The organism is Bradyrhizobium sp. TM233 (genome assembly GCF_036247965.1).
Taxonomy (GTDB): Bacteria; Pseudomonadota; Alphaproteobacteria; order Rhizobiales; family Xanthobacteraceae; genus Bradyrhizobium; species Bradyrhizobium ottawaense.
Map to the genome: position 1 here is coordinate 483525 of NZ_BTIG01000003.1, position 14716 is coordinate 498240.

Annotated in this window: 13 protein-coding genes; 5 read left to right on the plus strand and 8 right to left on the minus strand. The window is 64.4% G+C overall.

The genetic code is table 11. From position 1 onward, the window contains the following. Positions 1-104: 104 nt before the first annotated feature. From AABA86_RS09475 to AABA86_RS09485, 3 genes are all read right to left on the minus strand, one after another. On the minus strand, positions 105-884 hold the full coding sequence (locus tag AABA86_RS09475; protein ID WP_212252945.1) for a 2-keto-4-pentenoate hydratase: 780 nt from the start codon (positions 882-884) through the stop codon (positions 105-107). Between the two features lie 460 nt (positions 885-1344). Then, positions 1345-1710, minus strand: a complete 366-nt coding sequence (dksA, locus tag AABA86_RS09480; protein WP_008554760.1) for an RNA polymerase-binding protein DksA — start codon at positions 1708-1710, stop codon at positions 1345-1347. A 215-nt stretch (positions 1711-1925) separates the two neighbouring features. Then, on the minus strand, positions 1926-2537 hold the full coding sequence (locus AABA86_RS09485) for an NAD(P)-dependent oxidoreductase (RefSeq protein WP_338306538.1): 612 nt from the start codon (positions 2535-2537) through the stop codon (positions 1926-1928). Between the two features lie 149 nt (positions 2538-2686). On the opposite strand from AABA86_RS09485, the gene AABA86_RS09490 reads away from it, so the two are divergent. Continuing rightward, the gene (locus AABA86_RS09490) at positions 2687-3058 is read left to right on the plus strand and encodes a winged helix-turn-helix transcriptional regulator (RefSeq protein WP_212252949.1); all 372 of its coding nucleotides are present in this window, start codon (positions 2687-2689) and stop codon (positions 3056-3058) included. Positions 3059-3212: 154 nt separating this feature from the next. Here AABA86_RS09490 and AABA86_RS09495 read toward each other — a convergent pair whose 3' ends face one another. Continuing rightward, positions 3213-3626 carry a flagellar assembly protein FliX gene (locus AABA86_RS09495; protein ID WP_212252951.1) on the minus strand — a complete coding sequence of 138 codons (414 nt, stop codon included), beginning with the start codon at positions 3624-3626 and terminating at the stop codon, positions 3213-3215. 284 nt (positions 3627-3910) lie between these two features. Here AABA86_RS09495 and AABA86_RS09500 point away from each other — a divergent pair, with 284 nt between their 5' ends. The 4 genes from AABA86_RS09500 to AABA86_RS09515 all read left to right on the plus strand — a co-directional run bounded on the left by AABA86_RS09500 (position 3911) and on the right by AABA86_RS09515 (position 6428). Continuing rightward, complete coding sequence (locus AABA86_RS09500) at positions 3911-5035, plus strand: flagellar basal body P-ring protein FlgI (protein ID WP_338306539.1); 1125 nt, start codon at positions 3911-3913, stop codon at positions 5033-5035. Next, positions 5035-5403, plus strand: coding sequence for a flagellar assembly peptidoglycan hydrolase FlgJ (flgJ, locus tag AABA86_RS09505; protein WP_212252955.1), 369 nt, complete (start codon positions 5035-5037; stop codon positions 5401-5403). The genes AABA86_RS09500 and flgJ overlap by 1 nt, the downstream gene beginning before the upstream one ends. Before the next feature lie 11 nt (positions 5404-5414). Next, positions 5415-5909 (plus strand): hypothetical protein, encoded by a 495-nt coding sequence (locus AABA86_RS09510; protein ID WP_338306540.1) that lies wholly within the window; start codon positions 5415-5417, stop codon positions 5907-5909. A gap of 159 nt (positions 5910-6068) precedes the next feature. After that, positions 6069-6428 (plus strand): hypothetical protein, encoded by a 360-nt coding sequence (locus tag AABA86_RS09515; protein ID WP_212252958.1) that lies wholly within the window; start codon positions 6069-6071, stop codon positions 6426-6428. Positions 6429-6545: 117 nt separating this feature from the next. On the opposite strand, the gene flaF is transcribed toward AABA86_RS09515, so the two are convergent. The 4 genes from flaF to AABA86_RS09535 all read right to left on the minus strand — a co-directional run bounded on the left by flaF (position 6546) and on the right by AABA86_RS09535 (position 14597). Then, entirely contained in the window at positions 6546-6914 is a 369-nt protein-coding gene (flaF, locus tag AABA86_RS09520) for a flagellar biosynthesis regulator FlaF (protein ID WP_008554779.1), read from the minus strand. A gap of 290 nt (positions 6915-7204) precedes the next feature. After that, positions 7205-9496, minus strand: a complete 2292-nt coding sequence (locus AABA86_RS09525) for a DUF1522 domain-containing protein (protein ID WP_212252960.1) — start codon at positions 9494-9496, stop codon at positions 7205-7207. Positions 9497-9714: 218 nt separating this feature from the next. After that, entirely contained in the window at positions 9715-11994 is a 2280-nt protein-coding gene (locus AABA86_RS09530; RefSeq protein ID WP_038974412.1) for a DUF1522 domain-containing protein, read from the minus strand. 323 nt (positions 11995-12317) lie between these two features. After that, positions 12318-14597, minus strand: coding sequence for a DUF1522 domain-containing protein (locus AABA86_RS09535; protein ID WP_095425750.1), 2280 nt, complete (start codon positions 14595-14597; stop codon positions 12318-12320). Between the last annotated feature and the right edge of the window lie 119 nt (positions 14598-14716).

Below are 14716 nucleotides of genomic sequence, written 5' to 3' on the forward strand. Positions count from 1 at the left end.
GACCCAGGAGCCACGCAGCAGGCCGCCGCATGGGCCCCGGCTCTGCAGCGCACCGCCGAAGAGGCGCTGCGCTGCGTCCGGGGCACGGAGATCGCAACGCCCCCTCAGGTAAACTCCACCTCCACCGCCCCCAGCCCGTCCAGTTCCATCCGCACCTTGTCGCCGGCCTTCAGCCACAGCGTCTTGACCAGGCTGCCGGTGAGCACGAGCTGCCCCGCGTGAAGACCCTTGCCTTCGGCGGCGAGATGGTTGGCGAGCCAGGCGAGCGCGTTGTGGGGATGACCGAGCACGTCGGCGCCGGTGCCGTGGCTGACCTCCTCGCCGTTGAGGATGGCGCGCCCCTTGACCGCCTTCAGGTCCGGCACCGACGAGCGCGGAACCGCCGGGGCCAGCACGCAGCCGGCGGCGAAGAAATCGTCGGCGATCAGCGTCGGCGCGCCCATCGTCTCCCACTTCACGTAGCGGTCGTCGACGATCTCGATCGCGGGATGATAGGCCTCGACCGCCTCGCCGACCCATTCGGCCGTGAACGGCGCCTCGCCGGCGGCCAAGTCGCGCTTCAGCCGCACCGCGATCTCGCATTCGACGCCGACGTGGACATATTTGGAAGCGGGGAGCTTGGCGCCGCTGTCATGCACGCCCTTCTGGAACACGCCGCCGCCGCAGGGATGCGGGATGCCAATATAGTCCTGCATCACCTGGCTGGTGCAGCCGATCTTGTAGCCGACCAGCGGCCCGACATGCGGCAGCAGCAGATCGTGCAGCGCGCGCTGGACCTGGTAGCCCTCGGCCTCATCGATGGGGGGACGTTCCAGCGCCGCGAGCGGCGCATGGTTGCGGCGCGCCAGCGCGATCGCCTTTGCGGCTTCGAGAATCTTGTCCATAGGCGCCGCCTCCCACGCTACGCAAGTGAAGGCGGTACTTCAGCATCCCCGCTCCGGCCTGACAAGCGCGCCCGGCCGGGTGATTACGGCGTCTTGCCCGCGCTTAAGGAAATATTGAGCGGGAGGAGGCTCTATGGAGGCACGCGCCCCATAGCGCTTGCAGACAGCGCAAGAAGCATCATTGCAGCGATGCTTGATGCAGCTGGATCAGCGTCTCAAGACCCGAGTCGATCTCGTTGATGCGACTCGCAAAATCTCCCGCACCTGAAGTGAAGGCTGTTTCTCATCCGACCTCACGTGAGCTCGGAGGAATCGATTCTAGCCCGTTGATTGCGATTCACTTTTCGCGATCACGGTCGCGCGTTGAAGCGCGCAGCTCTCGGGCGGCAAAATGCTGATCGCGGCGCGAAACGGCGCCTTGCGTCCCAAAACAAAAGAGCCGCACGCGGCGGCTCGGGCTCTATTCGTCGCGATAGACCTTCTCGCGTTTCTCGTGGCGCTCCTGCGCTTCCACCGAGAGCGTCGCGATGGGCCGGGCCTCGAGCCGCTTCAACGAGATCGGCTCGCCGGTGTCCTCGCAATAGCCGTAGGTGTTGTCCTCGATCCGCTGGAGCGCGGCGTCGATCTTGGCGATCAACTTGCGCTGGCGGTCGCGGGCGCGGAGTTCGATGGCACGGTCGGTTTCGGACGATGCCCGATCGGCGAGATCGGGGTGGTTGACGTTCTCCTCCTGCAGGGCTTGCAGGGTGAGCTTGGACTCTTTGAGGATCTCATCCTTCCAGGCGAGGAGCTTCAAACGGAAGTACTCCTTCTGCCGGTCGTTCATGAAAGGCTCTTTTTCGGTCGGTCGGTAGTTTTTCAACTTTTCCAAGGGCGGCCTATCTGTCTAATCAACGACTCGCAAACGGAACGGGGTCCGTTGAGCGGGGCCTTATATAGCGGCCACCTGTGACAGACAATGTTTCCCTGAGCAACCGGTTAGCGCCCCCAAGCCCTTGCACAGGAAGGTTTATCCTGGAGGGCCCGGGGGCGGCCCAAGGCCTAGTAGCCGACCGTGAAACGCTGCCTCACATGGGCCGGCCGTTCGATCTCGTCGGCGAGCGCAATAGCGTAGTCAGCGAACGTGATCCAGCTCTTCCCGTTCGCATCTGCGAGAAGCTGATCGGTGCCAAGCCGGAACTTGCCCGTGCGCTCCCCCTCGACGAACAGCGCCGACGGCGAGATGAAGGTCCAGTTCAGATCCTTTTCCTGCCGCAGCAGGTCGAGGAAGACCGAGCCTGCCTCCGCTTCCGCCTTGTATTGGGCCGGAAAATTGGGAGTCGTGACCAGTTTCACGCCCGGTGCGACCTCGAGGCTGCCGGCACCGCCGACGACGAGATAACGACCAACCTTGGCGTCCTTCGCCGCGCCGATCAGCTTCTGCGCGTCGCTGGCGAGGAAGTGCACGGAACTCACGGCGACGTCGTGCCCGGCCCACAGCTTGGCAAGACCCGCCTGATCCAGCACGTCGCCCTTAGCCGGCGTGACGTTGGGCAGGGCCGCGATCTTCTCGGGGTTCCGGGCGATGGCCGTGACCGTATGGCCGCGGCGGGACAGCTCCTTGGTGATCTCCGATCCGGCCCGACCCGAGGCACCGGCAACTGCGATTTTCATGGAAGGCTCCTTTGCTTATGTGGTAACTACCAGTGACTAGATATCGTAAAGAATGCTGGTGTTAAGAGAGCACTTTGTGCTTACCTGATTACGCAAGGGTAACCGCCACGCGCACCGCGAGCGACGAAAACGGATTCCGAGGACCGACGATGAAACCCGACGTCTATGCAGCGAACTGCCCCACCCGCCAGATCCTCGATCGCATCGGCGACAAATGGGCGGTGCTGATCCTGCTGCTGCTGCGCGAAGAGCCGATGCGCTTCAATCATTTGCGCCGCACGATCGAAGGCATTTCGCAGAAGATGCTGAGCCAGGTCCTCAAATCGCTTGAACGCGACGGCCTGATCAGGCGCCACGCCATCGCGACCGTTCCCGTCACGGTGGAGTATTCGATCACGCAGCTCGGGCTGACGCTCGCCGGCGCGGTCGATCCGCTGCGCGATTGGGCCGAGCAGAATCTGAAAGACGTTCTCGCCGCCCAGCGCCGCTACGACGGGCAGCAGAAGGAGGAAGCGGCGTAAGGGGCGCTTTCTTGGTAGTGCCGCACGCTCATTCTCAATTCCGCTGTCATGCCCCGGCTCGACCGGGGCATCCAGTACGCTGCGGCTTCTCGATTCGAAAACGACTGTCTCTGGAATACTGGGTCGCCCGGTCAAGCCGGGCGACGACAGCCTGCTAGGCCCGTCCGGCCTTGGCGAGCTCGACCTCGACGCGCAGCTCGATCTCGGAGAGCACCGCATCGAGACCAGGGTCGCCGGAGGATGATTTCAGGTTCGCCGCAGCATCGCGCAGGCGCATCACGGTCGAGCCGTCGAGATTGCCGGACAACAGGCCCATCTTGAGATCGTCGAGCACGTCGAGCGCCGTCCTGCCGCGGACGACCGAGCGCTTGCGGCGTTCGACCGGGTCCTCCTCGACGCCCTGCAGCGCCAGCAGCCCATCGATGTTGGCGGCGGCCTTCGGTGCGGCAGCGCTCCGGGTCTCCTGCGCCGACGAGGTGTCGGGCAACACGAAGGTGCCGGAGCCGGTCCGCCTGGCCTGGTTGGCCGGCGTTCCAAGCGTCGTGCCGTTCGGTCCGTAGATGCGCATCGGAAGGAATCCGGGTGATCGATACGGTCACCTTCGCCGTCTTATGGTTAACGGCGCGTAAACGGCCCGGCAAAATCTGCCGACAGGCGGCAGTTTCGCTCCTCAGGGACAACGCCCGCTGACACCGGTCGAAACAGATTTATTCAACCTATTCAGCGGCCTATGCCTGCCGCCCGGGGTTGGCACAGCCCTCGCAAGGAAAGCGTCAGACCAGCTCGTCATGGGAGTGTCGTGCAGGTCCTTCCGATTTGAGGAGCCTTTTGAGGATCCTTGGGGAGCAGAGGATGCCAAGCGTTCGTTGGGTGAGGATTGTTGGGGTGGCCTGCGCGGCGCTGTCTGCGCTGGCGCTGTCGGTCGCGCCGGCGGCTGCGACCTCGCGCATCAAGGACCTCGCCAATATCGAAGGCGTGCGGCAGAACCAGCTGATCGGCTATGGCCTCGTCGTCGGCCTCAACGGCACCGGCGACACGCTCAACAACATCCCCTTCACCAAGCAATCGCTGCAGGCGATGCTCGAGCGCATGGGCGTCAACATCCGCGGCGCCACCATCCGCACCGGCAACGTCGCCGCCGTGATGGTCACCGGCAATCTGCCGGCCTTCGCCACCCAGGGCACGCGCATGGACGTCACCGTCTCAGCGCTCGGCGATGCCAAGAACCTCCAGGGCGGCACCCTGCTCGTCACCCCCCTGCTAGGTGCCGACGGCAATGTCTACGCGGTGGCGCAAGGCTCGCTCGCGATCTCCGGATTCCAGGCCGAGGGCGAGGCGGCCAAGATCGTGCGCGGCGTGCCGACCGTCGGACGCATCGCCAACGGCGCCATCATCGAGCGCGAGATCGAGTTCGCGCTCAATCGGCTGCCGAACGTGCGCCTGGCGCTGCGCAACGCCGACTTCACCACCGCCAAACGGATCGCGGCCGCGATCAACGACTATCTCGGCGTCAAGACCGCCGAGCCGATCGACCCCTCCACGGTGCAGCTGTCGGTCCCGCCCGAGTTCAAGGGCAACGTCGTCGCCTTTCTCACCGAGATCGAGCAGCTCCAGGTCGACCCGGATCTCGCCGCCAAGATCATCATCGACGAACGCAGCGGCATCATCGTGATGGGGCGCGACGTCCGTGTCGCCACCGTCGCGGTCGCGCAGGGCAACCTCACCGTCACCATCTCCGAGAGCCCGCAGGTGAGCCAGCCCAATCCGCTGTCGCGCGGCCGCACAGTGGTCGCGCCGCGCAGCAGCGTCACGGTCACCGAGGACGGCAAGAAGCTGGCCGTCGTCAAGGACGGTGTCTCGCTCCAGCAGCTCGTTGACGGCCTCAACGGCCTCGGCATCGGCCCGCGCGACATGATCAGCATCCTTCAGGCGATCAAGGCCGCCGGTGCGATCGAAGCCGACATCGAGGTGATGTGATGCAGACCGGCTCGATCAACACCCCGCGCGCCGCCACCTCCTCGGCCTTCTCGGTCGAGAGCCGCAACGGCCGGCCCGATTTCGAGCTCGCCGCCGCGCTGCAAAAGGTCTCGCCGAAGCAGCAGGCCAGGGCGCAGAAGACCGCCACCGACTTCGAGGCGATGTTCCTCAACAGCATGTTCTCGCAGATGACCTCGGGCCTGAAGGGCGAAGGCCCGTTCGGCGACACGCCCGGCACCGGCGTGTGGCGCTCGATGCTGACCGAGCAATATTCCAAGAACTTCGCCAAGGCCGGCGGCGTCGGCGTCGCTACCGAAGTCTACCGCACCCTCATCATGCAGCAGGCGAAAACGATCCGCACGGCATAAGGTCAAACGAAATGAACCATTTCAACGCCTCACGTCAGCCGATGCATCAGCGCCCGAACGCCGCGCCCGGCAGCGCCGAGGCGCGCAAGCTCGCCGAAGATCTGATGGACGCGATGAGCGCCCTGCTCGGACTGATCGAGCGCGAGACCGAGCTCGTTCGCGCCGGCAAGGTCCGCGAGGCGATGACGCTCGAGAGCAAGAAGCAGGAGCTGTCGCGAAACTATGTCGGCGCCGTCAGCCAATTGAAGGCCAACCAGACACAGCTCGCGAAATCCGCGCCGGAGCTGCTCTCGACGCTGCACCGCCACCACGATGCGTTCCGCGCGATGCTCCAGGTCAATCTCACCGTGCTCGCGACCGCGCACGCGGTCTCCGAAAGCGTCGTGCGCGGCGTCAACGCCGAGATCCAGAAGCGCAACGTGCCGAACACCTATACGGCCGCAGGTCGTCGCGCAGCTCCGGGCCCGCGTCACATCACGCCGCTCGCGGTCAGCCGCTCGCTCTGAGCGCACACAAGAACAAGCGACAATTTTACGAAAAACCGCGCGGCGAAATCGTCGCGCGGTTAGTCACGTTTCCTTACCGGGTCTTCAGTCCTGGTGTTCCATGGTTGCGTTATTAGAGGGGTTGGGATTTGACTCACGTGAGGCAACCAGGAGGCTGCCATGAGTACAGATTTCAGCATCAGGCCGGTGGGGATCCCGGCCCCCATGCAGATCGTAGCGACGTCCAGCGCGGCGGCGAACGAGGCTGTGCAGACTGATCTTCCGGTGAGCCAGACGGTCGCCGCGGCGGATACGAGCGCGCCTGTGCGCAACGATCTGCCGAACCACGAGAACGTCTCGCGCCAGGTCGTGTTCGACCAGGCGTCGGCGTCCATGGTCTTCCAGGTCGTCAACGACAAGACCGAAGCGGTGGTCAACCAGTTCCCTGACGAAGCGATGCTGCGCCGGCGAGCCTATTTCCATGCATTGGATATGAAGTCCGAGCCCTCGCGTCCGCTCAGCACGGACGTCAGCGCCTGACGATCAGGAGATCGGCGACGACGCTCTGCGTCTGACCGGCACCGGTCAGCGCGAAATTCGTGTTTCCGAAGGACAATCAGTCTGGGATTCTCGTGATGCGGCCATCACGGGTCGCCGTCACGGCCGCCCGGACAGGCCTGCAGCGATATTGCGGTTGATCTCGATCAGCGGACGGAAGTGATCGAACTGCGGGCTCATCTGCAGCGCGGCGGTCTGGCTCAGCACGAACACGCTGATGTTGGCGATCTTCTGCCGGACGTCGATCGGCTGCGGATTGTTGTCGCGCATCGCCTCGCTCAGGAAGATGGTCCAGAGCTTGCGATTGAACATCAGGGCCTGCATGGTCTGCTCGCTGAGCGGATCGGCGTTGTTCACCGCATCCTGGAGCTTGTTCGCGGCCTTGAGCAGAGTCTGCGCCTCGATGTCGCGAGGAGATGCGGTGGTCGTTGCAACACGCGCATAAGCCGAGGCAGCGGAATTCGACATCAATCACACCCTGGAGGTTACCTAGCGCGTTGTAAGCGCTTAAGGATTTCTTTCCCAACCCTAGGCAGCACCGCTTAAGATTTGCTTACATGTGTGCTTGGAAGCACTCCGGATAATTACGGGTCGCGGAGCTCTTCGTCGCAACGCTAGATCCACGCACGCACGATGTAAACTCGCATCGCGTGATGCGTGTCGATCTCAGCTAATCTTGTCTTAGCGATCTCCCTCAAAAGAACGGCGGAGCGTTAGCCCCGCCGCGATATATCGTGTGGCGATCTTGTGCTGCGAAATTAGCGGAGCAGCTGCAGCACGCTCTGCTGCGACTGGTTGGCCAGCGACAGCGCGGACACTGCGATCGACTGGCGGGTCGACAGCGCCTGGCTGTTGGCCGCTTCCTCGTTGGTGTCGGCGAGCGTCAGGTTGGACGAGCCGGTCTGCAGCACGTTGATCAGGTTCTTGGAGAAGTCCTGACGCACCTGCACGATCGAGAGGTTCGAACCGAGCGAGGATCCTTCCGAGCGCAGCCTGCTCGAGGCGGCGTTCAGGCTGGCCAGCACCTTGTTGGTTGCGCCGTTGTCGATGAAGTCCGTGCCGGGAACGAGATTGCTGAGGCCGAGGCCGGCGGCGTTGAACACGACGCCGTTGATGCCGAGCGTGGAGCTGCCGGTCTCGTTGAAAACCAGCTTCAGCGTGTCGCCGTTGAGCAGGTTGATGCCGTTGAAGGACGAGTCCTGCGACGTTGTGTCGATCTGCGCCAGGATGTTGTTGAACTGGCTGACCAGGCTCGAACGCGCCGTCTGCGCGACGGGATCCTGAACCGGCGGCTGCGCGGTGGTGAAGGCGAGCACGCCGGTGAGCGTACCACCGACCGCGCCGCCCGCGGCAGTCGAGCCAAGGGTCGAGGACGCATATTCGTTGACGGTGGTGACCGTCAGCACGCCGTTGGCGTCGATCGTCGCCGTCAGGTGGTTGGCCTGGAGCTGGACATTGAGCTGGTCGAGCGTCTTGACGGTGCCGTTGGTGCCGTCACCGAAGGTGACGTTCACCGGCGTACCGCCGTTGAAGGAGGAGAAGGTCAGGGTCTTGCCGCTGACACCGCCGACACCGGAGGTTCGCGCCGCCGTGAAGGCGGTTGCCGTTCCCGTGTTGCCGCTGAGGCCGAACGCGCTGAGCGCGTTGCCCGTGCCGGTGATCGAGAGATCGGCGTTGATGCCGGTGGAGAGCGCAAGCTGACCGCTGCTGTTGACCGACGACGGGATCTGGCCCGCAGTGGTCGACAGCCCCGCCGCGCCGTTGAAGATGCTCGCGGTCTTGACGCCCGTGGCGAGGTCGACCGCGTTGAGCAGGTCGGTCAGCGTCGCGCTCTGGATGTAGACGGTCGAGTTGCCGTTGCCGTCGGTGACGATGTTGCCGCTGACGCCATAGCCGGTGGCCACGCTCGCCGCCGATTGCGGCGTCTGCGCGTTCTTGAACGTGATGGTGTGACCGTCGATATTGAGCGTCGAGCCGTCCTGAACGAGGGAGCCGAGCGAGCCGGCGGTCGTCGATCGGTTCGCGGTCACGCTCGCATTGCCTGCGCCGGTCGCCGCGGTCAGACCGAGCTTGTTGAGGAAGTCGGCCTTGCCCGTCACGCTCAGATCAGCGCCGGTCGAGCTCTTCAACGTAACAGCGCCCGCCGTGATGGACGATGCCACCTGAAGCGTACCGACAGGACCGGCCGAACCGCTGATGGAGATGGTCGCCGCGCTCGCGCTGATCGTGGCGGTCTTGACGCCGCTGGCGAGGTCGATCGCACTGAGGACGTCGTTGATGGTCGCACCGGGCGCAGCCGCCGTTCCCTCATAGACGATCGAATTGCCGTTGCCGTCGGTGGCGATATGCCCGCTGGCGTCGAGGCCCCAGCCGGTCGGTTGCGTGCTCGGAGCGATGCCGGTGCGGAAGGTGATGGTCTTGCCGTTCACCGTGATGGTGTCGCCATCCGCAGGCGCACTCCCGAATGTGGTGGATGCGGTGGTGCCGACCAGTGTGGCGGTGCCGGAGAGTGCGGTGGTGCCGTCGGCCGCCGTCGCAGCGAACCCGACCACCGTACCCGCGCTTGAACCCAGCGAGGCGCCGAGCGCGGCAGTCCCGGTGACCGGGGTCGTGCCACCGGCAGCACCGGTATAGAGCACGTTGCTCTTGGCGGTCGCGCTCGCATAGGAGGTCGTGCCGCGCAGGTCGGCGGGCGTCGCACCGGGAATGGTGGTGGAGACATTGGACTTGGTGGAGTAGCCGACCGTGGTCTGCAGCGCCTGGTTGGCGATCGATTTCGCGCTGTCGATCAGCTTTTGCAGCGAGGTGATGCCGGTGTTGGCGGCCTGCAGCACCTGGACACCGTTGTTGATGCCATCGAGCAGGTTGCTGATGTCGCTCGCCCGGTTGTCGAGCCCCTGCGCCGTGAAGAAGTTGGTGGGATTGTCGAGCGCGGTATTGACCTTCTTGCCGGTCGACAGCCGCTCCTGCGTCGTGGCCAGCAAGTCGGCCGTCGACTGCAGCGACAACAGGTTCTGGCGAACGGACGCCGAGAGAACGATGTTGGACATTGGCGAGTCTTCCTCTTGAACCGGATACGAATCGGCCGCGCGGTCTGCAAAGCGGGCTTTTGTCCAGTCTTAGGCGGTCTCCTTTAAAGTATGGTTAACGCCGGTTTAAGGGACAGGGTTAATGGCCGATGAACGCCCCTGCCCGTCTCCGGACGCAAAAAAGAGCGGCGGGACAGATAGCCCCGCCGCCCAATTTACTTAGTGATTTCAGCTGCTTGTTAGCGGAGCAGCTGCAGCACGCTCTGCTGCGAGGTGTTGGCCAGCGACAGCGCGGAGACCGCGATCGACTGGCGGGTCGACAGCGCCTGGCTGTTGGCCGCCTCGACGTTGGTGTCGGCCAGGGTCAAGTTGGACGAGCCGGTCTGCAGCACGTTGATCAGGTTCTTGTTGAAGTCCTGACGGATCTGCACGACCGAGAGGTTCGAGCCGAGGCTCGAGGCTTCCGAGCGCAGCGTGCTCGACGCCGCGTTCAGATTGGTCAGCACCCGGTTGGACGCCGCGTTGTCGATGAAGTCGACACCGACGGTCAGCGCGGCGAGGCCAAGACCCTTGGAGTTGTAGGTCACGCCGGTGATGTTCAGGCTCGACTTGCCGGTCTCGTCGAACACCAGCTTGAGCTGGTCGCCGTTCAGGAGGTTGACGCCGTTGAACGAGGAGTCCTGCGAGGTCGTGTCGATCTGGTTCAGGATGTTGTTGTACTGAGACACCAGATTGGCACGCGCCGTCTGTGCGACCGCATCCTGCACGGGGGTGGAAGCCGTCGAGAACGTCAGCGCTGAAGTGAGCGTGCCGCCGATCGCACCGCCGGCGGCCGTGGAGCCGAGCGTGGATGAGGCGTAGTCATTGGACGCCGTGATCGTCAGCAGGCCGTTGGCGTCGATCGTCGCCGCGAGGTTGTTGGCCTGAAGCTTCGTGTTGAGCTGATCGAGCGTCTTGACCGTGCCGTTGGTACCGTCGCCGAAGGTGACGTTGACCGCCGTGCCACCATTGAAGGAGGAGAAGGTCAAGGTCTTGCCGCTGAGGCCGCCGATACCGGAGGTGCGGGCGGCGGAGAAGGCCGTTGCGTTTCCGGTGTTGCCGGCGAGGCCGAACACGTTCAGCGCGTTGCCGGTGCCGGTGATCGACAGGTCGGCGTTGATGCCGGTCGAGATCTTGAGCTGGCCGGACGTGTTGATCGTCGAGTTCGACTGGCCGGTGGCGGTCGAAAGCGCCGCGACGCCGCTGGCGTTGATCGTCGCGGTCTGCACGCCTGTGGCAAGGTCGATCGCCTTCAGCACGTCATTGACCGTACCGCCCTGCAGATAGACCGTCGAGTTGCCGTTGCCGTCCGTGACGACGTTGCCGTTCGCACCATACCCGCTCGGAACGCTCGGAGCTCCGGTCGTGCCCGGGGTCGGCGCGTTCTTGAAGATGATGACGTGGCCGTCGACGTTCAGCGTCGAACCATCCGCGATGGTCGCACCCAGCGAGCCCGCGGTCGTAGTCCGGTTGACGTTCAAGCTGGCATTGCCTGCACCCGAAGATGTGGTCAGGCCGAGAGACTTGAGCAGGTCGGCCTTGCCGGTGACGCTCAGATCCGCACCCGTCGAGCTCTTCAGCGTGACGGCGCCCGCACCAACGCTCGAAGCGGTCTGGTTGAAGCTGGTGGCGAGCGTCGCAGCACCCGCGGTGATGGATGCCGTCTTGACGCCGCTGGCCAGATCGACCGCGGTCAACAGATCGCTGACGGTCGCAGCCGGCGTGCCCGCCGTGCCGAGATAGACCGTGGTGTTGCCGTTGCCGTCGGTGACGAGGTTGCCGCTGACGCCCGAGCCGGACGGAACGCCAGTCGACGCCGGAGCAGAGCCGGAGCGGAAGGTGATGGTCTTGCCGTTCACGGTCAGCGTGTCGCCGTCGGCGGGCTGGGCGTTGCCGAGCAGGCCGGTGGCGGTGGTGCCGTTGGTGGCGATCAGGGTGATGGCGCCGGTCAGAGCCGTGGTGCCGTCGCCGGCCGTTCCCGCAGTGCCCGTGAAGGTGCCGATGGTGGCGCCGAGCGTCGTGGTGCCGTTCGCCGCCGTGGTGCCGCCGGCCGTGCCGTTATACAGCACGTTGCTGCTCGCGGTCGCGCTGGCGAAGCTCGTCGTGCCGCGCAGGTCGGCCGCCGTCGCGCCGGCGATGGTGGTGGAGACGTTGGACTTGGTGGAGTAGCCGACCGTGGTCTGCAGCGCCTGATTGGCGATCGACTTGGCGCTGTCGATCAGCTTCTGCAGCGAGGTCAGGCCGGTGTTGGCGGCCTGCAGCACCTGCACGCCATTGGCGATGCCGTCGAGCAGATTATTGATGTCGCTGGCGCGGTTGTCGAGCGACTGTGCGGTGAAGAAGTTGGTGGGATTGTCCAGAGCCGAATTGACGCTCTTGCCGGTCGACAGACGGTTCTGTGTGGTGGCGAGGAGGTCGGCGGTGGACTGGAGAGAGAGGAGGTTCTGACGAACCGACGCAGAGAGAACAATACCTGACATGACTCTTACCCTTCTGGCTTACGCGTCTTCGTTCGATCGCTTCGGATCGAGTGACGGGGCCAGCGTGCCGCGACATGGCTAACAAAGGGTGAAACGAGCATCGCCTGCGTAAGCGCCGGTTCACCATGAGCGGGCGGGACGCGCGGAGCGAGATGGCAATCAGCCTGAAATCATTGGCAATTCTTTGCGCTTACGCTCCATTAACCATAACCGCTGGTTACTTTTCGGAGCGTCATCTGCCCTCTCAAAACCTCGGGCGATCAACAGAAAAGCGGCGGGGCCGAGGCCCCGCCGCCCTAACGTCTTGCGATGTCGTCCGCTTGTTAGCGGAGCAGCTGCAGCACGCTCTGCTGCGACTGGTTGGCCAGCGACAGCGCGGAGACCGCGATCGACTGACGAGTCGACAGCGCCTGGCTGTTGGCCGCCTCGACGTTGGTGTCGGCCAGCGTGAGGTTGGACGAACCGGTCTGCAGCACGTTGATCAGGTTCTTGTTGAAGTCCTGACGAACCTGCACGATGGTCAGGTTCGAGCCCAGAGCCGAGGCTTCCGAACGGAGCGTGCTCGAGGCGGAGTTCAGGTTCGTGAGCACCTTGTTGGTGGCAGCGTTGTCGATGAAGTCGACACCGCTGGTCAACGCAGCGAGGCCCAGACCCTTGGAGTTGTAGGTCACGCCCGTGATGCTCAGGCTCGACTTGGCGGTCTCGTCGAACACCAGCTTGAGCTGGTCGCCGTTCAAGAGGTTGACACCGTTGAACGAGGAGTCCTGAGCAGTCGAATCGATCTGCTGGAGGATGTTGTTGTACTGGTTGACGAGATTCGCACGCGAGGTCTGCGCAACCGTATCCTGGACGGGGCTGGAAGCCGTCGAGAACGTCAGCGCCGTGGTCAGCGTGCCGCCGATCGCACCACCCGCGGCGTTCGAACCGATGGTCGAGGACGCGTAGTCGTTGGTGGTCGAGACCGTCAGCAGGCCGTTGGCGTCGATCGTCGCCGTCAGGTTGTTGGCCTGAAGCTTCGTGTTGAGCTGATCGAGCGTCTTGACCGTGCCGTTGGTGCCGTCGCCGAAGGTGGCGCTGACCGCCGTGCCGCCGTTGAAGGACGAGAAGGTCAAGGTTTTGCCGGTGATGCCGCCGACGCCCGAGGTGCGCGCCGCGGTGAAGGCGGTCGAGGTCCCGGTGTTGCCGGCGAAGCCAAGCGCATTTAACGCGTTGCCGGTGCCGGTGATCGACAGATCGGCATTGACACCGGTCGAGATCTTGAGCTGACCCGAAGCATTGATCAACGAGTTCGACTGGCCGGTGGCGGTCGCAAGCGTCGCGGTGCCGTTGGCATTGACCGTCGCGGTCTGCACGCCGGTGGCAAGGTCGATCGCCTTCAGCACGTCGTTGATCGTGCCGCCCTGCAGATAGACCGTCGAGTTGCCGGCGCCGTCAGTGAGAACGTTGCCGTTCGCACCATACCCGCTCGGAACGCTCGGAGCACCGGTCGAACCCGGGATCGGCGCGTTCTTGAAGGTGATGACGTGACCGTCGACGTTCAGCGTCGAACCGTCCGCGATCGTCGCACCGAGCGAGCCCGAGCTCGTGGTCCGGTTGACGCTCACGGTGGCGTTGCCGCCGCCCACAGACGTGGTCAGGCCGAGAGACTTGAGCAGGTCAGCCTTGCCGGTGACGCTCAGATCCGCACCCGTCGAGCTCTTCAGCGTGACGGCGCCCGCACCAACGCTCGAAGCGGTCTGGTTGAAGCTGGTGGCGAGCGTCGCAGCACCCGCGGTGATGGATGCCGTCTTGACGCCGCTGGCCAGATCGACCGCGGTCAACAGATCGCTGACGGTCGCAGCCGGCGTGCCCGCCGTGCCGAGGTAGACAGTGGTGTTGCCGCTGCCGTCGGTGACGAGGTTGCCGCTGACGCCCGAGCCGGACGCAACGCCAGTCGAGGCCGGAGCAGAGCCGGAGCGGAAGGTGATGGTCTTGCCGTTCACGGTCAGCGTGTCGCCGTCGGCGGGCTGGGCGTTGCTGGCCAGGCCGGTGGCGGTGGTGCCGTTGGTCGCGATCAGGGTGATGGCGCCGGTCAGGGCCGTGGTGCCGTCGCCGGCCGTGCCCGCAGTGCCCGTGAAGGAACCGATGGTGGCGCCGAGGGTCGTGGTGCCGCTCGCCGCCGTGGTGCCGCCGGCCGCGCCGTTATACACCACGTTGCTGCTCGCCGTCGCGCTGGCGAACGAAGTCGTGCCACGCAGGTCGGCCGCCGTTGCGCCCGAGATGCTGGTGGAGACATTGGACTTGGTAGAGTAGCCGACCGTGGTCTGCAGCGCCTGGTTGGCGATCGACTTCGCGGAGTCGATCAGCTTCTGCAGCGAGGTGATGCCGGTGTTGGCAGCCTGCAGCACCTGCACGCCGTTGGCGATGCCATCGAGCAGATTGTTGATGTCGCTGGCGCGGTTGTCGAGCGACTGTGCGGTGAAGAAGTTGGTGGGATTGTCCAGGGCCGAGTTGACGCTCTTGCCGGTCGACAGACGGCTCTGTGTGGTGGCGAGAAGATCAGCAGTGGACTGGAGGGAGAGCAGGTTCTGACGAACCGACGAAGAGAGGACGATACCGGACATTGAGTGTTACCCTTCTGGTACGCAACGCAACAAACAAACTTCGATTAGGATTAATCGATGCCGGGACGGTGAACGCAGACGGCTAACAAAGCATGAAGCGTGTCGCTCCAGTCCTTCCG